We start from the raw sequence: 20,766 nt of genomic DNA, 5'->3' as shown, positions 1-20,766 counted from the left end.
GTAATTTCCAATTATATTACATTTTGAAAAAAGTATATTTACAATATTTCTAGAATTAACCCATTATGCAGATAATAATGTTAATCAAAAAAAACTTAACAGCTTGCAATTTTTTTGTAATAAACTTCTGCCTTTCCATTTTTTTCAGTTAACGGCAAATAAACTAAAGGTTTAGTATATTTCTCACCACCTCGATATACAGGTACTTTTTTAGGTCTTCCAGTAAATATAATTGTTTTTCTTACCTTGGGTGTTAAATCTATAGAATAGTGGAATCTAATTATATCTAATAAATACCTAATAAATAACTCAGAGTTATTTAACTGGCTTTCACATCTCTGGGGCTTTATTTTATCAGACTTTAAATCAATTAAATCAACTTCAACTAATTTCATATCTTCTTTAAAATACATAATTACTAAGTCACAGCTCTTATTGATACCTTTATCATTAGAATCATTTAAATATGAAGATAGCTGAGAATAAGACTTACCCTTAACTTTATCAGCACAGTCTAACGTAAAAGCAAAGCAATTACTGGGTATATTTTTTATAACTAGCTTTGATATCTTACTTTCTTTACTTTTTTCTTTTAGTATTAGATAATTTGAATGTTCTCCAATAATATCTACACGAGAATTGGGATCTATTATTTCTTCAAGAGTACTAATCATTACTATTCTCTAAGGAAAAAAATATTTCATCTGATAGGTTGTTGGATGAGTCTATAATTGAGTCGAAAATATCTAATTTAATACCATATTTATCGACATCAATTTCCTTTATAGTATGATCGCTCATAGTGTATGCTTTAACTTGTTCAGGCTTCAATATATCTTCTTTGACCAGCTTAGGAGATTTTTGTTTAGACATTATTTCTTTCTTATCAGGAATTTCATTACTAAGCATTATTCTATTATTAATTTCTCGTATTAAATAATCGCTATGAGTTGTGACCATTACTTTAATACCAGCGTTAATTAACCTAGCTAGAAGCCCTGCCATCTTGCGTTGATTATCTGGATGCAAGTTTAATTCAGGTTCATCAATAATTAATAATCCTTTCTCTTTAGCAAGATAGTTAATGTATAGATCTATCAAAAACAATGATTTTATAGAGGAAGATGCTATATATACTGGCACGCTAACCTTATCTCTATTTCTAACCTTTTTAGGCTGATAAACAACTTGTTTGTCTATAGATTTAAAACTACCACCAAGTAAGTCTTGCAATGCATCCGTTACATACTTATATTTCTTGTCCTTTTTAATGAAACTTTTCTGTTTATTGATGTTTTCATAATCACGAATAACATTAATATTATCCTGTATAGGTTTAGCGTATCTAGAGCGCATACTCTCAAGTAACAGAAATGGATCTAAATCATCGCTTTCTGTGAGGTGCTCAATTATTCTATTTTTATTAACATCTAACTCCTTATAAAATAAAGCTATTCCAGTTCTTTCTGAAGTAACCACGAAAGGTTTAACAAGAGCGCTTTCTAGAAGGCAGTCTGCTATTGCATCACTTATTATTTGACTTAAAATCCTTTTGGGCAGTTTGCTAACTTTTACGTCAGTAGTTTCAAGTACGATCGATAAACAACTTTCAGAAGGAGGTTTATCAAATATTAGGCTTCTAGAATTACCGAACTTAGCGATTCTATTGAATTCTCTACTTAAATCAATCTTAAGATCATCAATAGAAAAATTAATTTCCGATTGTGCAAACACGTCTTCAGGAACACTAAAATAATCATTCAGAGTATTGCTAAATTTCTCTGAGGCTTTTTTTATATAATATTTAGTTTCTTTAGTATAGTCTTTTAGATCTATATCTAAGCCACCATCCTCTCTCAGTTTATCAAGTAGATCATCCGACACAGAAAATTCTGTCAAATTCCTAAAATACTTTAGAAAACCATAAATACTATAGCTAGTGTAAGTCTTGCCAGAACTATTGGGACCGCAAAGTATAGTTAGGTCTGAAAGCTCTATGGATCCATCATCAATATAGCCAAAATTCTTAAAATCAAATCTCATAATATTCTACTTGTTTAGAATTTCTATTTACTGTGGTAACTAAGTCCATAGTACTTAAAGTAAGTATGGACTTTTATTCTCAGAATTTAGTAAGCATTCTACTTTTTACAACGCCTTCAGTTGCTCCATCTGCGCTGTCATCGTTTTAAGCTGCCCTTCTAGCTCAGCCAGTTTCGCTTTTTCAGCATCAACCACTTGCGCTGGCGCTTTACTGACAAATCCTTCATTGCTCAGCTTACGCGAGATACCGTCGGCTTGCTTTTGTAGCTTTTCATGCGCTTTGTCCAGACGTGCCAGCTCAGCCGTTGGATCGATCAGTCCTTTCATCGGTACCAGCACGCGTAGCTGACCGACCATACTTGATGATGACAATGGCACCTCATCATCTTCTTTGACGATCTCTAAGCTCTCGACTTTGGCCAGTGCTTTAAACTGGTTTTTGATACGTGATAGACGCGCTTCTTCCTCATCTGCGATATTTTGTAGCAATACTGGTAGGCGTACGGCGTTACCCAGCTTCATCTCACCGCGAATATTGCGGATACTGGCGATCAGCTCTTGTAGCCATGCCATGTCCGCCTCCACCTGCTCACTGATCTGCGCATTATCAGCTTGAGGATAAGCTGCGACAACGATGCTGTCGGTATCTTTACGGCTCAGCAGTGGCGCGACAGTCTGCCAAATCTCTTCGGTCAGATACGGCATGATCGGATGGCTAAAGCGCAGCGCCGTCTCGAGCACATGCAGCAGCACGTAGCGGATTTGCGCTTTACGCGCATCCGTCACCGAGTCATCATTTAGGCTGGCTTTGGCAAGCTCCACGTACCAATCACAGTACTCGTTCCAGATAAACTCATAGATATCTTGGCTGACCATATCGAGACGATACTGGGCGAAATGCTGATGAATGTCTTTGATACTAGAGTTCAGACGACTCATGATCCATTTTTCTGGTAGTTCCCATACGTCAGGGTTCGCCGTTTGGTCGATAGGCTTGGCATTGCTGTCACCATCGACACAGTTCATTAGGACAAAACGGCTGGCGTTCCAGATTTTATTACAGAAGTTACGATAGCCCTCAACGCGTTTCAGATCAAAGTTGATATCGCGACCGGTACTGGCTAATGAGGTAAAGGTAAAGCGCAGCGCATCGGTACCGTAGGCTGGGATACCCTCTGGGAACTCTTTACGTGTTTGTTTTTCAATCTTAGCCGCGTCTTTTGGATTCATCATATTGCTGGTGCGTTTTTCGACCAGCGCTTCTAAATCGATACCGTCGATTAGATCGATCGGATCTAAGACGTTACCTTTTGATTTTGACATTTTTTGACCGTTGCCATCACGGACGAGACCATGCACATAGACGGTCTTAAACGGCACTTGCGGCGTGCCGTCTTCGTTTTTGACAAAATGCATGGTCAGCATAATCATGCGCGCGACCCAGAAGAAAATAATATCAAAGCCCGTGACCAAGACGCTAGTTGGGTGGAAGGTTTCTAGCACCTTTTTATCCGCAGCCGGATCAGCCCAGCCTAGTGTACTAAAGGTCCAGAGACCTGAGCTAAACCACGTATCGAGGACGTCATCTTCTTGGCGCAATGCCACATCATCGCTGAGATTGTACTTAGTGCGAACCTCCGCCTCGCTACGTGCGACATACACCTCACCTGCCGCATCGTCGTACCACGCTGGGATGCGGTGACCCCACCACAGCTGACGGCTGATACACCAGTCCTGCAGGTCAGTCATCCATGCCATATACATGTTTTTGTACTGGGCAGGGACGAACTCAATGCTGCCGTCTTCTACCGCTTCAATCGCAGGCTTGGCAAGCTCTTTGACCGCAACATACCACTGATCGGTCAACCATGGCTCAACGATCGTACCGCCACGCTCAGCACGCGGGGCTTTGAGTGCGTAGTCCTCAATGTCTTCTAGCCAGCCCTGATCGCCTGCTTGCTCAACCAAGAACTTACGCGCGGCAAAACGCTCAAGTCCGGCGTACTCGCTAGGCGTAGTCTCTAGCTCTGGCTCACGTGTCTGCAAATCAGGATAGACTTCCATCGCTGGCAAAATATTGGCGCGCTCATCGAGAATATTGATGAGTGGCAAGCTATGACGACGCCCTAGCTCATAATCGTTAAAATCATGCGCTGGGGTGATTTTGACACAGCCCGTCCCAAAGTCACTCTCGACATAGTCATCAGCGACGATAGGCACGACACGACCCGTGATTGGCAAAGTAATGGTTTTGCCGACCAAATGTGCATAACGCTCATCGCTAGGATTGACGGCGACCGCCGTATCACCAAGGAGTGTCTCAGGACGGGTGGTGGCGACGACCAGATAGTTTTTGCCATCTTGAGTGGTTAGGTCTTTATCAGTGAAATGGTAGCGGAAATGCCACAAGCTGCCTTTTTCATCATGGTTTTCTACTTCAAGATCAGACAGCGCAGTTTGGAATTTTGGATCCCAGTTGACCAAACGCTTACCACGATAGATAAGACCATCATCAAACAGGCGTACGAATACTTCTTTTACCGCGTTAGACAGACCATCATCCATGGTAAAGCGCTCACGCGACCAGTCAACCGAGCTACCCAAACGACGAATTTGGCTAGTGATACTGCCGCCCGACTCTTCTTTCCATTCCCACACTTTATCGATGAAATCTTCACGTGTCATATCACGGCGGCGGATGCCTTGCGCCTCCAAGCGACGCTCAACGACCATTTGGGTTGCAATACCGGCATGATCCGTACCTGGTTGCCACAGCGTGTTGTCGCCATTCATACGGTGATAACGTGTGAGCGCATCCATGATTGCATTGTTAAACCCATGACCCATATGCAGCGAGCCCGTGACATTTGGCGGTGGCAGCGCGATAGAGAACGATTCATCTTTATCAAATGTTGGGGCAAAATAGCCGCTTTCTTCCCAGCCTTGATACATACCTGCCTCGACTTGTGCAGGGTTATAGGCGTTTTCTAATTGATTGAGTGCCGCTTGAATAGAGGCAGTTAGGTTATGGTTACTCATAATGGCATTATCTTTTATTGATTGAATGTGATCAAAGTTAATTGAATTAAAGAGAATATAAAAATTAGGAAAATAATGAATAGAGTGATTTTAACGCAGATAGGCAGATTTTGTTAGATGGTAAGGCAATTTATAAAGCCTGAAGGTCATTTTTCATGCCGTTATCGAACAATTAATAACCGCAATTGGTTAAACACTCAACAGAACCTACCACAGTCATACGCTAAAATAGCATCGATAGCGTTGTATCAGCTCTATCCATATACCAGCCGACCAACAGTGAATCACCCTTGTCCCAAAATAACAGACCTAACCAAAGCCGTCGTCAGGATGCTCAGGATATCCTACCAGATAGCGCGCGCGTGAGTACCACCAGTCATTCATCTCAGGATGATGATGTAAGCGATCCTCATAAAAAAGACAATATGGCGCACAGTCATACGCTACAGCACAGTCACACTCCTGAAAACAACGATATAGATATTCATACGCATAGCCACGCAGATGATCATATAAAAGCCACCGAAGATTTAGACAATGATGACCTGCCAGAAGAAATCAGCGACGAAGACAAAGAAACCATTAAAAAGTTGCCAGTGACGATAATTTAAGCCAAGCGAAAAGCTATGCCAGTATTTTGGTGGAGCAAGTCATCCATGCCAAAGAAACCTTTGAGCGCTCGCTTGGCTCGCTGTTTACCAGCGCCTTTACAGCTGGGCTTGAGATTGGTATCAGCTTTTTTGTGATTTTATCGGCGTTTGCCTTACTTAATGATGTGCTGCCGAGTCGCTATGCGATGGTACTGTCCTCCCTGCTCTATCCGATCGGCTTTATTATCGTGGTGATTGGTCAGTCGTTATTATTCACTGAGCAGACCTCCCTACTCAGTCTACCTGTGCTAAACAAGATTGAACCACTGCATAAGCTGCTGCGTCTATGGGGCATCGTTATCGCTGGTAACATCGTCGGTGGCTGTTTGTTTGCCGCTTTAATAATTGGTTTGGGGCTGCATATGCATCTGTTTACCGACCATGCTATCGATGCTTACGCTGAGCATATCTTAGGGTTTGAGTGGTGGGTCATCTTTGGTAGTGCGGTACTGGCAGGTTGGATGATGGGCGTGGCGGCATGGCTAGTCACATCTGCACGCGATACCCTTAGCCGTATTGTTTTGGTTTCCATTATCACTGGTAGTATCGGGTTTTTGGGTCTGCATCACAGTATCGTTGGCAATATTGAAGTGTTTTCAGCATTGCTGTATGGCAATACGGTCAGCCTATGGCACTATTTGATATTTTTAGTCGTGGTCTTGGTGGGCAATACGGTCGGCGGCGTGGTATTTGTCGCGGTACTCAAAAACCGCACATTCTTGTTTGAAATTGAAAGGGTCAAAGAGCAGGCCGCTGAGGCACGAGCAGAAGTAGATAGGCGCAGATTTTAGCGTTGAGCGATGCTATCCGTATTGAATCAACCCACACACTTTAAGAAACCATGATAAATATAACAGCCCACAATAACTCTCATCATAAAAAGTATATTGTGGGCTTATTTTATTGGGTCGTGCACTGCGTACTTAGCAATGCACTGCGGCTTACATTCTGATTAAACTACATTCTTCTTGCAGCCAATACGCTATTTTCTCTGTCTACTCTATTCGCTTTATTGTGTTGCGCGGTAAATACTCTGACCATGATACCTGCGGTTAAGAACATGATTAGCGTATAAATAGCTGGAGTCAACGACATCTTATAGTTAGCGAGCAGCGTCAATGCCATAAACATCGACAGCGTACTGTTTTGTAGACCCACTTCCATCGTGATGGATCTTCTCTGCGCAGGATTTAGACCGAACCATTTACTGGTGTAATAACCAAGCGCCATCGTCGATACGTTCAATATAAGCGACACAGGGCCAGTGGCAACTAAGGCCTCGACCAAAATATCTCTTTGCACATATCCTAAGAAAATTACCAAGAAGCTCAAAAATATCACACCAAAACGAGACACCATCACCTGTGCCTTATCGGCGAAGCTTGCCGCATAGCGTTTGATGAGCATACCAATACTAACTGGCAGTATCGTCAGAGTAATCAAGCTGATCATGGTCTTGGCGACTGGCAACTGAAACTCACTACCAGCACCCATGAAGTACACGAGCGAAAAACTCAGCACGATAGGAATGGTAAAGACGGTGATAACACTGGCGATCGCCGTCATCGTGACCGAAAGCGCGACATCCCCTTTTGCCAAATAAGTAAATAAGTTAGATGTCGTGCCACCAGGACACAGTACTAGCAGCATAACGCCAACGGCATACTCAGGCTCGAGTGACATGAAAGTTGCCAAGGCAAAACCGACCAATGGTAAGAATAGTAGCTGATTGGTCAGTCCGATTGCGACTGCTTTGGGATATTTGACGACTCTTTTAAAGTCATTGGTAACTAAGGACAACCCCATTCCCATCATAATCAAAAAAATACTAATGGGAATGACTTTTGAATTGACAAACGTAACTAACTCCACACCTTCCATAACTACATCCTTGTAGATATAACCCTTACACGGGCAGGTTTATGACAACGTTATGATGCTCAATCAGCCAATCCTGCTGATATCTTGGGTAAAAGGCACCGACATTGTCAGCGTTTTTATACGACACTTTGTACACAACACTTTTTGGAATCATCACTACTGACATACACCCAAAAAATGTCGAAACATTGAAAGTCAGTATATCGTTGTAAAAGTGTATGTATTTGATTTTTCTGACTACTGGTCAGTCAGCGTTGGGTTTTGTGCTGCGACAACCACAGAGGAGAATCTAAATAGCAGTGCTACGAGGTATTAAGAGATGCTAGGAAGTGCAGAAGGTACACGTGCAGGCGATGTGTGTGTAGCAGAAACGATAGGTGTGTGATCAGTACTGATGACCGCCGTGCCATAAGCAATGGCTTCTACCATACTGCCCAATTGGTTTATGTTAGTGACTTCTAGACGTACACCATAAATATGAGTGTAGCCTTTGGCTTTCGCTTGTGTACGCATACGGACGATTGCCTCACGGCGCGCGCGATCAAGTAGGGTCTCATAGGTGGTTAGGTTTTTGCCAAAGAGACTAAGCACGCGAGCAATAATCATCTTAAAGTAATCTTGAGCAATAACGACGCTGCCAAGAACTAGCGCGCCCTCACTACCGACAGCCAGCTCAGGACGGTAGAAACGCTCGCTTGAAACCGTAATATCCCCTAGCGCCTGCTCTGCTACCGTTAGCTGTGCCAAATGCTGACGCTCGTGACGCGACCCAAAAAACCAACCAGCGGCGAATAAAAAGATAAACGGCCCATAATTGATAAGCACTTGCGTGAGTGAGTCATTCATGGGACGTTTCTCATTATAAAAATCATTACGGTTTTTAGCATTGTGGTTTTCAGTGCTACAGCTTTTAAAGCGCTAAGATCAACCAAAAGGATTAAAACGCGGTAAATCCTCTGGCGCAGTCTGGACTTGAGGGTTGGGTGTTTGACCGGACGGATAGTGATTATCGCTTGTTGAGTTCTGGAGCTGCTGCGATACTGGTACCGCTTTGACCGCTGTCCCATAAACAAACAGCTCAGAAGCCCCTTGTGCGATACTAGAGGTAGAGAAACGCAAGCCGACGATAGCATCGGCACCAAGCGCTTCTGCCTTGACCACCATACGATCGATCGCTTCTTGGCGTGACTCTTCTAACAGCTCGGTATAAGCGGTCAGCTCGCCGCCAACGATGTTTTTTAGCCCAGCAAACAAGTCTTTGCCCACATGCTTTGAGCGCACTGTACTGCCGTACACCACATCTAAGCGTTCGGTAATCTGATAATTGGGTAGGTGTTCAAGATTGGAGAGTTGCACAGCCATAGTAAGACCTTATCGGTAACTTATTAAAGTATCTAAAAGAATGACCAGAGCGACTTAACGCAGCACCAATAAAAGACAGTACGATTAGTCATACTGTCTTTTAGAATGACTAGTCATTGGTATGAAACAACAAAAACAGCTCGGTCAAATTGCCTTCGATGCTATTGGCCATTTGTACCATCTTATCTTCATCGCGACGCATTGCTTCTAGCTCTGGATCTTCATCATCAATGCCGCTTAATACAATCATTGGTAAGGTCAACACAGCCACGTCTTCTGCTGTCTCTTCGTCTTCAAACCAATCACTTGCTTCATCGCCATACATAGCATCGACAAAACCAATCGACCAAGCCACGATATCTGACTCATCTGAAAAATCAACCGCCACTTCTTCGTCACCAGCATCTTCACCAAATGGCAGCTCAATCGGTGTCTCGTTTTTTAGCTCAGCCATGATCGAGTCGCGCCAGCGCTTGATACCATCGATGACGTTTTCTGGAATCTCACTCACATGACCCTCAAAAAGCGCGTCCATCCAGTTAGGGAGTGGGCGACCAATGACCGTCGCTGTCAAAAAACCATGCGCAGCGACACTATCGAGCACGAACTGGCTCTCTTGGTTGTCTAAATAATCGAGCAGTTCATCAAAACTTAATTGGTTATTCATGGCTTAACAGTCCTTGGGAGATAGCCAACGTCAATCACAGTGATCGATCGGTTAAAGGCAAAAGGGTTTTAAAACAAAGGCTGCTTGAATAGTGAAAAACAAGCAGCCTTTACAACATAAATATCATTCAATAGAGCGGGTTACACACGTTTATAAAAAGTAATAAACATCTGGCAACCTATATGACTGATTGGATGATGGTCAATCATTAGAGGACTTTAGTCAGCTTAGACAATGATGCCAATGAATTAAAAATCGTCGTCATCCCAATCATCACCATCTTCATCAAAATTGTCTATATCATCTAGATCATCTTTTAATTCTTTAGCCAAACGCTTCTCTTCTAGCAAATTATCGATCAGTCGACGCTTCTCAAGACTACTTAAACGCGTACGTACACTTGTCTCAGCTTCTTCAACCATCTTTGCGTCATCATCGTCGACAAAATCATCATCAAAATCGTCGTCAATATCAGCGTCACTCATGACAAACTCCTATCATTTTTAGGCAAGGGTATTAAATATACATCAATATATATATGCCTTATAAAGTCTCTATTGAAAGTTGTCAATCCTTTTTCTTAATATGTCACATTTCAGCCTGAGTACCAAGACTATGATACCAGTTATATAATGGACAATTGTAGTATAAATGACCCATGTTAATACTGCTATGTCGCTGACTCATCTTCGTCTTCAATCATGAGCACGGCATTACGAACATCAGCCAAACGCTGAATCATCGCGTCGTTCCCGCCATCGAATATCGCACACTCGCGCTCGTAGACAGTGGTTGGGCGCATGATACTATGGACCTGTACATGGTTACTGATTTGTTTGAGACCAGCAGCTGGCAGCAATATCAGCAGTTGCTCTTTTTTACCGATGCTCTGTAGTAGATGGGTCATGGGCTCTGACTGTGCGTCATCGCTCACGCCTGCTTTTGCTGGTAGTGCAAAGCGCGACAGCTCGATATGCTTGTCATGAATGATTTTGTTGAGCATCAAGTACAGCTTGGCAAGCATGACCCCAGCCAGTGCTACTTTGGCATGGCTGTTGTCCGCTTTTAGCACCACGCTTGCACCATCGTCCTCAAAGTGTGCCTCATTGGTCGCACTGACACCCAGTAGTAATGGCTGTTTGAGTAGTTCGGTCACGGCTTGATTGAGCAGCTGCGTACATAGGGCTAGATAAGGCAGGCGCTGCGCCGGTGCGAGGCGCTCAAGCATATTGAATTCATCATGAAAGAGGATTTGTACTCTCACGCTATCGACTGAACGCGTGGCAGACAATTTAGACGTTTGACCACCAGATTGCGAACTATGACGCTTTGCGGTGCTAACAACCTTGTCTTCAATATCGCCTTCAGACGTAGCTGTTAGACTGCCAGTTTCATCGCTGCTGCTTTGGTTTTGCTGTGTTCTTAGGTACTCATTGACTTCGTTATGTACATTGAACGGACGCGCCTGTGCTGCATTGCCAGCTGTCTCGCTCTTGGCAGCCAAACCAGCCATTTGACTATCGCTTGGAGTACCATCAGCTAGACTGCCGCCTGTGCCGCGCTCAAGGTCACGGCTGTAGCCGCGCTGATCGCCCTGATTGTACTGCTCGCGATACAAGTCCTGAATATTACGGCTCAGCGCACTGATTTGCTCTTTGGTCGGACGAGCAAGATAGCCATAGATTAACCACAGTAATAAATGCAGCAACATAGTGCCAATCACAAACGGCCACTGCATCGCGATGATTTCACCTTTACTAACGTCTTTTAACGTCAGTGCAACGCTACCAATCACTGCATCGCCGTTGGTGGCGATTTGGCGAATCGTATCGCCTTGCTGCATCGGCGCGTTGCCCACAGGCACCAAAATATCGTCTTTATTGTCTTTAATCAGTATTCTTGTTACGTCCTGCTCGCTGGTATAGCGGTTAGCAATCACACTGAGACTGACACGGTCTTTGTTTTCTAAAGACAACCTTGCTTCATCAATCAGCTGGGCGACCATTTGCTCGCCTTTTAACGCACGACTTTTGCTCAGCTGTTGATCGGTACTGATGACCAATAACAACGTCTGCAAACAAAAACTAACCAGAAGAATAATGGCAAACAACCCTTGCCGCGGCGCTAAATACGTCATGATATGTTAAACTTTTTTGGAGAAAAGAAATTAAAAAACGAGTCTATTGCTCATTTTTTGGCTAATTTTTGAACAATTGTAATGCGCGAATATTGATCGATATTCATGGAAAATCGATAGTATTTCATTGAAATCAGTCATCATATAAAATGCTACTATGTAAAATGACACTTATTTATTGAGCTAAATTTGAACGATGATACTATCGCGCGCTGCCTCATGATTATCGCTGCTATTTTTGCCACAGCATCGTTACCAAGGGGTCAGTTTAAGTCATCTACTATATCACCATAATAAGTCTTATAGCGTTAGTCGATTTATAAATTTATCATAATAACTTTGTTGCATTTCAGCAGATTTTAGGCGCTGATAAGCATTTTTGAACACCCATGATACTTTGCATGTCATCTATAGGCGCTGCTCAGTAAAACTGTTATTATTCCCAATCTTATATGAGCATACAAGGGACAATTGAGCCATGCCAAAAAATACATCTTATTCGTTACCAAAAGACAGCAAAGCATGGCAACAAGCCGTCGACTCTATTGCAGAATTATTACCTGATGATACCAATCTGCGAGATTTTGATGCGCTACAGTCGCTGCCTGTTTTTGCGCTCATTGTCGTGCTGCCTACTCAAGTATCAGCGATGGACATTCATCAATATGTTCAGTCTTGGGTCGATGAGCAGCCAAGTTGGCATTTGGTGACGGTCGCTGAGGATACTGAGGCGAGCTTTGTTAATATTACGGTCTCTGATACAGAGCCAACGGCAGCCGATGCACAGCGTCTACCCTTTACCAATGCTCAAGTATACCGCTATTTGTTGGTACCTGTGACCGATACGCTGATGCACCCTGGCAAAAAGACCGCCGCCGCTCACATCATTGACGATCAGCTGACCACTCGTCTGCGCCATGACTTGTCTGAAGAATACAACCGCACACGCAGTGCGGATAGTACAGGCAATCTAGACATCGTCGATTGTCACATCCTATCGGTCGGTCATATGCTACGTACTCACAAGCTTGCCTGTTTTGACATGGATTCGACGTTGATTGAACAAGAGGTCATTGTAGAGCTGGCAAAAACGGCTGGTATTGGTGAGCAAGTTGAAGCCATTACTGAGGCGGCGATGCGTGGTGAAATTGACTTTGATGAATCATTTGCTCAGCGCGTGGCCTTATTAAAAGGTATCTCTACCGATGTGCTTGATGATATTTGCAACCGCTTGACGTTATCGGTCGGTGCCCGTACCACCATCAGTGCGTTAAAAGCCTTGGGCTACCATACGGTACTGGTGTCTGGTGGCTTTACTTACTTTGCCCGCTATATCGCTGAGCAATTAGGGATTGATGAGGTCCATGCCAATGTCTTAGACATCGACGAGGGAGAAGTTACCGGCCAGGTGCAGCTTCCTATTGTCAATGGTGCCAAAAAAGCCGCTATAGTCGAACATACGGCTGAGCGCTTAGGTATGGAGATGTCGCAAGTGGTCTGTGTCGGTGATGGGGCTAATGACTTGCCGATGATGGCGCTTGCCGATTTAGGAGTGGCTTATCATGCCAAGCCCATCGTGCAAGCACGTGCTGATGCCGCGATCAATGTGACAGGACTTGAGGGGACATTATATGCGCTTGGTTATCCAGCATTTGCCTCTACTAAATAAGCGCATCATCCCTTAGATTTCCGATAAACGGGATTGATGTCTGTCTCATTAAGCCAGCTTTAAATGATGTTGCTTTAATTTTTAAATACGTTTCGTTGTAATAACGCCAGATATTTATTTTTAGATAACATTTATTCTCAGATAATAAAGGACTGTTCATGACGGCACCACAATCCCCACGGCCAAACCAGCCGTCAGTAGCAGAGCCATTAGACGCAAGCACGGTCCCTGTCTCTGTCCCTGTGCATACGAATAACCCAAAAGAGCTGCTAGGGGTTTATGTCAAAGGCATGGCGATGGGTGCTGCTGATATCGTTCCTGGTGTCTCTGGTGGCACTATTGCATTGATTGCAGGGATTTATGAGCGCCTGATTAATGCACTCGGTAGCATTGGCCCCAACCTTTGGCAGATATTTCGACAAAACGGCGGAATCAAAGGACTGATTGCGATTTGGCGACAGGTTGATGCGACATTCTTATTGTGTTTGATACTTGGTATTGCGACGAGTTTTGTTACCTTGGCTGGTATCATCAAATATTTGCTAGACAATCAACCACTGCTTATTTGGTCATTCTTTTTTGGATTGGTGGTCGCAACGGTATTTATCTTATTAAGTGAGATTAAGCGCTGGAATATAGGACGTGTGGCACTGTTTGCTGCCGGACTCATTGCTGCTGTGGTCATTAGTAGTCTGCCATTACTCGCGGCGACACCTAGCTTACCATACTTATTTTTTGCAGGCGCGATTGCGATTTGCGCCATGATATTGCCTGGGGTCTCAGGGTCTTTTATATTGTTGTTGCTAGGGGCTTATGACACGGTATTGGAAGCCGTGCATACTCTTAACTTTACGGTACTATTAACTGTGATGGCGGGCATGGCAACTGGATTGTTATTATTTACCCGTGCTCTAAAATGGTTATTAGCCCGCTACTATCAAGCCACCTTGGCATTGCTGACCGGTTTTATTGCCGGCTCTTTGGTCAAGGTATGGCCGTGGAAAGTAGATGTATTAGGCGCTCTTAACAGCGAGGCGATCAATAACGTTATGCCATGGCAGTATCCTACTGGTCCCCACTGGCTGACCACAGTTGGTCTTATGCTACTCGGTGCTATTTTGGTGTCGTTACTATCTTGGTGGGGCAGACGAACCAATAAGGCTTAACTGTTGATCCTCCCTGTGTAAATATTTGATTAAAAAGCCTCTGTTTGAACCATTACAACGACTCCTACCCTCCCCAATATAAGCGCCCTTTTTTGCGGCGCTTAGCCTACCAGCTAACGATTAAAAATCGTACAAGCTATCCAAAAAAAAGCAACCTTAATCTAAAAAATCAAACGTCAACGGTTGTCGCAAAGTCGCCTAGCGCCTCTTTAGCTTTGCTCAGCAACCTTCCATAATAGTCTCATTGGAGTTCACCTTATGAATAGCGAGATGAATGATGGCAATGACTATTTTTTCTTTTATTGGCGTAGAGATGTGGAGCAGCTCAGCATGGCTAGGCTATAGCTTACTGGCAGGTATGATCGTGGCGCTCGCTCTATCATCGCAGCGTTGGCTGTTGTTATATCTACTTGGTGGTATGGTCTACTGGTTGGCTGTTGAGATGATACAGAATATCTTGGTAGGTCGTCCGATGCTGTCTGCGCTTTCGGAATGGCACCGTTACGTCATCGCGATGGGAATCAGCTGGTTACCTTTGGCCGGCTGGGTACTATACCGAGCACTACGCTACGAGGATGTGAGTCATGCAGTCAGTCGGCAACGCGAGTTAGAAGCGGCTCGCTATGTCGAACATACGCCTGTTTACGATGATGATTATAAGCCACGCTTTCATTGATACTGCCATACTGATACGAATACCCTACCCATAACAGTGATATTTAATGTTACAAGATACTTAACGCTTTCTACTTAACTCCTAAAGAGTTGAAATCACTCAGTAGGTTATAATCTAGTTATATGTTTATCATAAAAACTGGTATAAAGTACGCTTTATTCTTATGCCCTACCTTTAGGAGTTCCACTATGTTTACTATTCCTGTATTAGATATCAAATCTGACCCATTAGATGCGCTGCTAGCAGTGGTTGGCTATCGTCTGTCTATGCTCGCTGATAGCGACAACGAAGACGTCAAAGCACTCTTTGCTGATCGTAGTGTCACGATTGAGTTTGCCAGCACCGAATCTGATATCGCGCGTTCTTTTCGCTTTGATAATGGACAATTTAGTCAACAAAGTGGTCATGCAAAAGCAGCAGATTTGACCATTACTTTCAAAGATTCTATGACGGGCGTCAAGCTATTGACCAAAGGTAGCTTGCCTGCATTTATGACTGCCGTGCAAGAAGGCAATCTAAGCATCGAGGGTGACTATAGCCTAATGATGTGGTTCAACAAACTTGCTAAGCATATCGTGCCAGCTGTTCCAGAAGAGTGTAAACCTTACCTCCAAAAAGCCAAGCCTTATGCGTATAAAGCACAGAAGTTTGCTGAGCACTGGGTGGGTTTTGCTAAGCATAAATTGGGCAAGTAAATAGCTGATCCTTTCCTATAAATGAGTAATGCATTGCATGATATTCACTGGTAAAATGGCTGAAATAGGATCAACTAGATAGTTGCTATTTATGTGCGCTATTGTGACAATTATACATGCTCTCTAGCAGTGTTCTGATTTTCTAAAAAGGTTGCGGTATACTATACGGCAACCTTTTTTATTACCTTATAAATGACAATAGACACATACATTGATATTACCTGATACCATTTAATTTTATAAAAGGATTTACCTTATGGCAGGACTGCTTAGCATCTCTGAACCAAACGCCGATAGCACAACTGACCTACTCAGCCAACCTGATACTCACAAAGCCGCTCACACATACAGTCGTGACGACATCGCTCAGTTGTTTGATTTGCCTTTGATGGACTTGTTGTTAAAAGCCCAGACCATTCATAGAGAGCACTTTGTCGCCAACGAAATACAAATCAGTACGCTACTGTCTATTAAGACGGGTAACTGTCCTGAGGATTGTGGCTATTGCTCACAATCAGGTCATCATCGCGATACGACGAAACTGCAGGCAGAAAAACGCATAGAAGTGGATAAAGTCATCGCCGCGGCCAAACGCGCCAAGGCAACCGGTTCATCTCGCTTCTGTATGGGTGCTGCATGGAAACACCCAAGCGCCAAAGACATGCCTTATGTGGTCGAGCTCATCAAAGAAGTGAAAGCGTTAGGACTTGAGACTTGCATGACGTTAGGTATGCTCGATACCAATCAAGCGGCGCAACTCGCGGATGCAGGACTGGATTATTACAATCATAACCTAGATACCTCGCGCAGCTATTACGAGCAAGTCGTCAGCACGCGTAGCTATGATGTGCGCTTAGATACCATCGAAAACGTACGCAACTCTGGTATCAATGTTTGTAGTGGTAACATCGTTGGTATGGGTGAGAGCCGGGATGACCGTATTGATTGGGTGCATGAGCTCCTAAAAATGCCGAAAGCCCCTGAGTCGATTCCTGTTAACCTGCTAGTCCCGATTAAAGGCACACCGATTGGCGATAAAGTATTGGCAGAAGGCCAGTTATCAGTGCTAGAGTGGATTCGTACCATTGCCGTGGCACGTATTTGCTGCCCGACTAGTTATGTGCGTTTGTCTGCTGGCCGTGAAAGCTTATCAGATTCAGAGCAAGCCTTGGCATTTATGGCGGGTGCTAACTCCTTCTTTTATGGCGACAAGTTACTGACGACGGGTAATGCCAGTCAATCAGGCGACGACAGACTCATGCGTGAGCTTGGTCTCACCAAGCAGTTTGCCGCACCAAGATCGCCCAAAGTGTTGCCTGTGATGGATGCGATGAGCGGTCATCAATCGCAGATGGTATTGGCCGATTAGTTTGGCTGTGTGCGGCTAACAACAATGTATGAAAACAAGCCTGATATTACACGGCTGATAATAAGAGATTAAGTAATGGCAGATTATTTTAACTGGATTAAAGCTGCACACATCATCTCGGTGGTCTGCTGGTTTGCAGCGATATTTTATTTGCCGCGTCTGTTTGTCTATCATGCGATGAGTGACGATAGCATTAGCCAAGAGCGCTTTACTATTATGGAGCGCAAGCTGTATCGCGGTATTATGACGCCCTCGATGATAGCGACATGGATATTCGGTCTATGGATGTTAGGACTGGGCTGGGATGTTTATAAAACCCAAGGCTGGCTACACGTCAAACTACTGCTCGTCGTGTTGCTATCAGGCTATCATGGCGCTTGCGGCTTTTATCGCAAAAAACTGATTGATAACCCTCATTATAAATCCCATAAGTTTTGGCGCTGGTTTAATGAGGTACCTGTTTTTGCCTTGGTGATTATTGTCATTTTAGTGGTCGTTAAACCATTCTAAAATCCAGTCGAAATGCTTATAACTGATGACCTACCAATAAAAAGCGTCCGTCACTTATGGAAGTGGCGGACGCTTTTTTATTTGTTTTTTGGACTGTCTACCAAATATTATAGATCAAACACTAGGGCGCATGATTTGATAGACATTGCTCAAATCATAAACACGATAACGCGCCGGCTCACGGCGGTTTTCACCAGCATAGCTTAATATCAATGCTTGCTTAGCACGCTCATCGACCCAACCGACGAACAGTCCACTGTGCTCAATGCCATTGTAGCCATGATTGATATAGTAAAGCCAGTCACCTGTCTCAATGTCGCTACTATTGGCATAAGGGCCTTGCGCATACGTGCCTTTATGAATGGTATTACGCGAAACTCCCGCTCGATTAAACACCGCATTCAAATAATCCCAGCAGCCGCCTTTGATAATCGTCCGCTCATTCAGTGCCATTTTACGTGCCGTGCTGACCACTTCGCGGGCAGCCATACTGCTTTGCGTCTCCGCACTACTCAATAGCGGTAAATACTCGCTATCGACATTGTCATAACTCCCTGATAAAAATGCTGGCAACACCGTAGGTGCCTGACGCTGCATTTCAGGATAACGGTAAGTAGTACTTAACGCTGGCTGATTGCCATAACTGCTCATGCTATCATTGCTATATGATGGTGAGCGCGCGCGTTGAATAGTAGATTGTGTACTGACTTTGACGGAGGGAACTGCTGGATAAGAAGACATATAGCGCGCACTAGAGTCAGACTGGACGGACTTTTGAGCGATAAGGGCACTCATACTATCTGCATGGGCTTGTATGCTACAAGTAAATAATAATAAACTGCACGATGCTGCGACTGACGACATAGGCAAACGCGACATGACTAACTCCTGATCAAAAAAGTATCAATGACAGTATGGATAATAGTGAAGATTGAATTTTGTAATCTTACTTATAAACCATTTAGACAGGCATCTGCAAGAACTATTCACCTTAGATTGGCGATAGACGGTATAAAAATCATGACGAATGGTCATAATAAAGAAGAGCGTTCAGAAGGGTCAAAGAAGACAAAGCGCGGTGGTGTTAGATAGGATAGAGACTGGAGTGACTTTTAATGAATCAAGCGACTGAGGCGTAAAAATACTAATCACTACTCATTTTAATATTTACGTGGCGTTTTGTCAGTGCTTGCCCTTCTAATATGGCTTTAGTCACTTTCGCCTCTTGGGCACTCTCAAAACCAGTAATATGATACTTGCGTGCCTCACTGCTATCGACAATCTGCAGCCCATCACCGATAAGCACAACTTTATCGTCGTCAGTCAAATGAATGTGTTCACGTTTGCCTAGATTGTCATGTACCAACTCATCCGCTCGCACCCATAATGTACCGCTACTAATCATGCCACTCATGGCTTTTTTATGCTGCTGACGTTTTTTGTTAAAAATAAAACTACCGACGATAAGCAGTGCCAGCGCACCGATAGCCAATCGCTCAGACAATAAGCTCATTGCCATAGCAACTGCCACCGCCCCTATCAGTAATGCAGATCCAAACCAAAACATACCGTTGTCAGCATTATTCGGCTGACCCTGTAAGGTGATTTTGGCGCCATCATCAGTCAGCTTGAGCATGCATTGTTACCTATTGCGAAATGTAAAAAGTGTTTTTTATGAAAAAACTGCCTATCAGAAACCAACAGGCAGTTATCAAAACTAAAAATAAAGACAGCAAGTTTTATCTAAATACCAGACTACCAACCAAGTGCAGTCTGCTGCATTTTAATCAATTCAGCAATGCCTGTTTCAGCCAATGACAGCATAGCGTCTGCTTGAGCGCGAGTGAACGGCTTTTCTTCAGCCGTACCTTGAAGCTCAATAAACTCACCTTTTTGAGTCATAACAACGTTTAGGTCGGTATCACAGCTAGAGTCTTCTTCGTAGTTCAGATCCAGATAAGCTTCACCACCTTTCATACCAACAGAAACCGCAGCAACCAATCCAATCAGCGGATCAGCTTTGAGTTTTTTGCTCTTTTGGATAGTTTCTAACGCATCGATCAGTGCAACTGCCGCACCAGTGATACTGGCCGTACGAGTACCGCCATCCGCTTGCAATACATCACAATCAAGATAGATGGTGTTTTCACCAAGCTTACTTAAATCAATCATGGCGCGCAAGCTACGACCGATCAGACGCTGGATTTCCTGCGTACGGCCTGACTGCTTGCCGCGAGCCGCTTCGCGTTGATTGCGAGTATTGGTTGCGCGTGGCAGCATACCGTATTCGGCGGTTATCCAACCTTTACCTTTACCTTTGAGCCAGCGCGGTACACCAGATTCGACACTGGCCGTACATAGCACTTTGGTATCGCCAAAACTGACCAATACTGACCCTTCAGCATGCTTAGTATAGTGGCGCTCAAAGCTGATAGAACGAAGTTGGTCAAGTTCACGATTGTCAATACGCATAAAAATTCCTAGTACAATATTATAAAAGCAGTGTCATAAAAGTACGCTATCAGTGGCTAATAAGCAGACCGACAGGTATCTGGTATAGTCAATTCCACCTAAAAGTGTTATAAATTAATTATCAAATCCAATTGTTATTATAAAGACCATGACTTACTCACTAGATTTTCGCAAACAGGTACTAAAAAGCTTAGACGAGGGTATGACCTTTGCCGAGGCGGCTGAGTCTTATAATCTGAGCCCAACCACCATACAGAACTGGAAGCGGCGTGTTCATAGTAAAACAACCAGGCAAACCAAGCCCTATAAAATACCAGATGATGTGCTACTTAATGATGTCAAAGAGTATCCCGATGATTACCAGTATGAGCGAGCTCGTCGTCTAAACTGTAGTAAAACAGGCATTCATCATGCCCTAAAGCGCCTAGGC

The 20,766-nt window shown here is 43.8% G+C and carries 21 protein-coding genes; 9 read left to right on the top strand and 12 right to left on the bottom strand.

Translation table 11 applies throughout. From position 1 onward, the window contains the following. Positions 1–95: 95 nt before the first annotated feature. From BLR43_RS04950 to BLR43_RS04940, 3 genes are all read right to left on the bottom strand, one after another. Positions 96–674, bottom strand: coding sequence for an SET domain-containing protein (locus BLR43_RS04950; RefSeq protein ID WP_093069262.1), 579 nt, complete (start codon positions 672–674; stop codon positions 96–98). Next, on the bottom strand, positions 667–2,043 hold the full coding sequence (locus tag BLR43_RS04945) for an AAA family ATPase (RefSeq protein WP_093069260.1): 1,377 nt from the start codon (positions 2,041–2,043) through the stop codon (positions 667–669). Before BLR43_RS04945 ends, BLR43_RS04950 begins: the two co-directional genes overlap by 8 nt. 105 nt (positions 2,044–2,148) lie before the next feature. Further along, positions 2,149–5,082 (bottom strand): valine--tRNA ligase, encoded by a 2,934-nt coding sequence (locus BLR43_RS04940; protein ID WP_093069257.1) that lies wholly within the window; start codon positions 5,080–5,082, stop codon positions 2,149–2,151. A gap of 290 nt (positions 5,083–5,372) precedes the next feature. Between BLR43_RS04940 and BLR43_RS13840 the strand changes: the two genes are divergently transcribed. Both BLR43_RS13840 and BLR43_RS04935 read left to right on the top strand, forming a co-directional pair. Then, positions 5,373–5,693: a hypothetical protein gene (locus tag BLR43_RS13840; RefSeq protein WP_227674120.1), complete on the top strand. Its 321-nt coding sequence runs from the start codon at positions 5,373–5,375 to the stop codon at positions 5,691–5,693. Between the two features lie 29 nt (positions 5,694–5,722). Beyond that, the gene (locus BLR43_RS04935) at positions 5,723–6,523 is read left to right on the top strand and encodes a formate/nitrite transporter family protein (RefSeq protein ID WP_227674151.1); all 801 of its coding nucleotides are present in this window, start codon (positions 5,723–5,725) and stop codon (positions 6,521–6,523) included. A 166-nt stretch (positions 6,524–6,689) separates the two neighbouring features. Here the strand turns inward: BLR43_RS04935 and BLR43_RS04930 are convergent, their stop codons facing one another. The 6 genes from BLR43_RS04930 to BLR43_RS04905 all read right to left on the bottom strand — a co-directional run bounded on the left by BLR43_RS04930 (position 6,690) and on the right by BLR43_RS04905 (position 11,779). After that, positions 6,690–7,613 (bottom strand): bile acid:sodium symporter family protein, encoded by a 924-nt coding sequence (locus tag BLR43_RS04930; RefSeq protein WP_093069254.1) that lies wholly within the window; start codon positions 7,611–7,613, stop codon positions 6,690–6,692. Positions 7,614–7,925: 312 nt separating this feature from the next. After that, a complete protein-coding gene (locus BLR43_RS04925; RefSeq protein ID WP_071002955.1) occupies positions 7,926–8,459 on the bottom strand; it encodes a YbjQ family protein in 534 nt (177 codons plus the stop codon). 78 nt (positions 8,460–8,537) lie between these two features. Next, complete coding sequence (locus tag BLR43_RS04920; RefSeq protein WP_093069252.1) at positions 8,538–8,975, bottom strand: YbjQ family protein; 438 nt, start codon at positions 8,973–8,975, stop codon at positions 8,538–8,540. A 109-nt stretch (positions 8,976–9,084) separates the two neighbouring features. After that, positions 9,085–9,642: a UPF0149 family protein gene (locus tag BLR43_RS04915; RefSeq protein ID WP_093069248.1), complete on the bottom strand. Its 558-nt coding sequence runs from the start codon at positions 9,640–9,642 to the stop codon at positions 9,085–9,087. Between the two features lie 248 nt (positions 9,643–9,890). Then, on the bottom strand, positions 9,891–10,127 hold the full coding sequence (locus tag BLR43_RS04910) for a PA3496 family putative envelope integrity protein (RefSeq protein ID WP_057761656.1): 237 nt from the start codon (positions 10,125–10,127) through the stop codon (positions 9,891–9,893). A gap of 185 nt (positions 10,128–10,312) precedes the next feature. Continuing rightward, complete coding sequence (locus BLR43_RS04905) at positions 10,313–11,779, bottom strand: hypothetical protein (RefSeq protein WP_093069247.1); 1,467 nt, start codon at positions 11,777–11,779, stop codon at positions 10,313–10,315. A 478-nt stretch (positions 11,780–12,257) separates the two neighbouring features. Here BLR43_RS04905 and serB point away from each other — a divergent pair, with 478 nt between their 5' ends. The 6 genes from serB to hemJ all read left to right on the top strand — a co-directional run bounded on the left by serB (position 12,258) and on the right by hemJ (position 17,864). Further along, positions 12,258–13,448 (top strand): phosphoserine phosphatase SerB, encoded by a 1,191-nt coding sequence (serB, locus tag BLR43_RS04900; RefSeq protein WP_093069246.1) that lies wholly within the window; start codon positions 12,258–12,260, stop codon positions 13,446–13,448. 158 nt (positions 13,449–13,606) lie between these two features. After that, the gene (locus BLR43_RS04895; RefSeq protein WP_093069245.1) at positions 13,607–14,614 is read left to right on the top strand and encodes a DUF368 domain-containing protein; all 1,008 of its coding nucleotides are present in this window, start codon (positions 13,607–13,609) and stop codon (positions 14,612–14,614) included. Positions 14,615–14,897: 283 nt separating this feature from the next. Then, entirely contained in the window at positions 14,898–15,290 is a 393-nt protein-coding gene (gene aciT / locus BLR43_RS04890) for an AciT family ciprofloxacin tolerance protein (RefSeq protein ID WP_227674118.1), read from the top strand. Positions 15,291–15,478: 188 nt separating this feature from the next. After that, entirely contained in the window at positions 15,479–15,985 is a 507-nt protein-coding gene (locus tag BLR43_RS04885) for an SCP2 sterol-binding domain-containing protein (protein WP_093069244.1), read from the top strand. A 256-nt stretch (positions 15,986–16,241) separates the two neighbouring features. Continuing rightward, entirely contained in the window at positions 16,242–17,354 is a 1,113-nt protein-coding gene (bioB, locus tag BLR43_RS04880; RefSeq protein WP_093069243.1) for a biotin synthase BioB, read from the top strand. Between the two features lie 75 nt (positions 17,355–17,429). Then, the gene (gene hemJ / locus BLR43_RS04875) at positions 17,430–17,864 is read left to right on the top strand and encodes a protoporphyrinogen oxidase HemJ (RefSeq protein WP_071002947.1); all 435 of its coding nucleotides are present in this window, start codon (positions 17,430–17,432) and stop codon (positions 17,862–17,864) included. Positions 17,865–17,978: 114 nt separating this feature from the next. Here the strand turns inward: hemJ and BLR43_RS04870 are convergent, their stop codons facing one another. From BLR43_RS04870 to rph, 3 genes are all read right to left on the bottom strand, one after another. After that, positions 17,979–18,743 carry a hypothetical protein gene (locus BLR43_RS04870; RefSeq protein WP_071002946.1) on the bottom strand — a complete coding sequence of 255 codons (765 nt, stop codon included), beginning with the start codon at positions 18,741–18,743 and terminating at the stop codon, positions 17,979–17,981. 265 nt (positions 18,744–19,008) lie between these two features. Beyond that, positions 19,009–19,500, bottom strand: coding sequence for a hypothetical protein (locus tag BLR43_RS04865; protein ID WP_093069242.1), 492 nt, complete (start codon positions 19,498–19,500; stop codon positions 19,009–19,011). A gap of 119 nt (positions 19,501–19,619) precedes the next feature. Next, entirely contained in the window at positions 19,620–20,336 is a 717-nt protein-coding gene (gene rph / locus BLR43_RS04860; RefSeq protein WP_093069240.1) for a ribonuclease PH, read from the bottom strand. A 148-nt stretch (positions 20,337–20,484) separates the two neighbouring features. On the opposite strand from rph, the gene BLR43_RS04855 reads away from it, so the two are divergent. After that, a partial coding sequence (locus BLR43_RS04855; RefSeq protein WP_093069238.1) for an IS630 transposase-related protein occupies positions 20,485–20,766 on the top strand: 282 nt, incomplete at its 3' end.

This window comes from Psychrobacter pacificensis (genome assembly GCF_900101915.1).
Lineage (GTDB): Bacteria > Pseudomonadota > Gammaproteobacteria > Pseudomonadales > Moraxellaceae > Psychrobacter > Psychrobacter pacificensis.
This window is presented reverse-complemented; position numbering and strand designations above follow the sequence as displayed.

Coding starts and splice junctions, on each gene's coding strand:
- BLR43_RS04950 (WP_093069262.1), bottom strand. CDS start 674: ATGATTAGTACTCTTGAAGAAATAATAGATCCCAATTCTCGTGTAGAT.
- BLR43_RS04945 (WP_093069260.1), bottom strand. CDS start 2,043: ATGAGATTTGATTTTAAGAATTTTGGCTATATTGATGATGGATCCATA.
- BLR43_RS04940 (WP_093069257.1), bottom strand. CDS start 5,082: ATGAGTAACCATAACCTAACTGCCTCTATTCAAGCGGCACTCAATCAA.
- BLR43_RS04930 (WP_093069254.1), bottom strand. CDS start 7,613: ATGGAAGGTGTGGAGTTAGTTACGTTTGTCAATTCAAAAGTCATTCCC.
- BLR43_RS04925 (WP_071002955.1), bottom strand. CDS start 8,459: ATGAATGACTCACTCACGCAAGTGCTTATCAATTATGGGCCGTTTATC.
- BLR43_RS04920 (WP_093069252.1), bottom strand. CDS start 8,975: ATGGCTGTGCAACTCTCCAATCTTGAACACCTACCCAATTATCAGATT.
- BLR43_RS04915 (WP_093069248.1), bottom strand. CDS start 9,642: ATGAATAACCAATTAAGTTTTGATGAACTGCTCGATTATTTAGACAAC.
- BLR43_RS04910 (WP_057761656.1), bottom strand. CDS start 10,127: ATGAGTGACGCTGATATTGACGACGATTTTGATGATGATTTTGTCGAC.
- BLR43_RS04905 (WP_093069247.1), bottom strand. CDS start 11,779: ATGACGTATTTAGCGCCGCGGCAAGGGTTGTTTGCCATTATTCTTCTG.
- serB (WP_093069246.1), top strand. CDS start 12,258: ATGCCAAAAAATACATCTTATTCGTTACCAAAAGACAGCAAAGCATGG.
- BLR43_RS04895 (WP_093069245.1), top strand. CDS start 13,607: ATGACGGCACCACAATCCCCACGGCCAAACCAGCCGTCAGTAGCAGAG.
- aciT (WP_227674118.1), top strand. CDS start 14,898: ATGACTATTTTTTCTTTTATTGGCGTAGAGATGTGGAGCAGCTCAGCA.
- BLR43_RS04885 (WP_093069244.1), top strand. CDS start 15,479: ATGTTTACTATTCCTGTATTAGATATCAAATCTGACCCATTAGATGCG.
- bioB (WP_093069243.1), top strand. CDS start 16,242: ATGGCAGGACTGCTTAGCATCTCTGAACCAAACGCCGATAGCACAACT.
- hemJ (WP_071002947.1), top strand. CDS start 17,430: ATGGCAGATTATTTTAACTGGATTAAAGCTGCACACATCATCTCGGTG.
- BLR43_RS04870 (WP_071002946.1), bottom strand. CDS start 18,743: ATGTCGCGTTTGCCTATGTCGTCAGTCGCAGCATCGTGCAGTTTATTA.
- BLR43_RS04865 (WP_093069242.1), bottom strand. CDS start 19,500: ATGCTCAAGCTGACTGATGATGGCGCCAAAATCACCTTACAGGGTCAG.
- rph (WP_093069240.1), bottom strand. CDS start 20,336: ATGCGTATTGACAATCGTGAACTTGACCAACTTCGTTCTATCAGCTTT.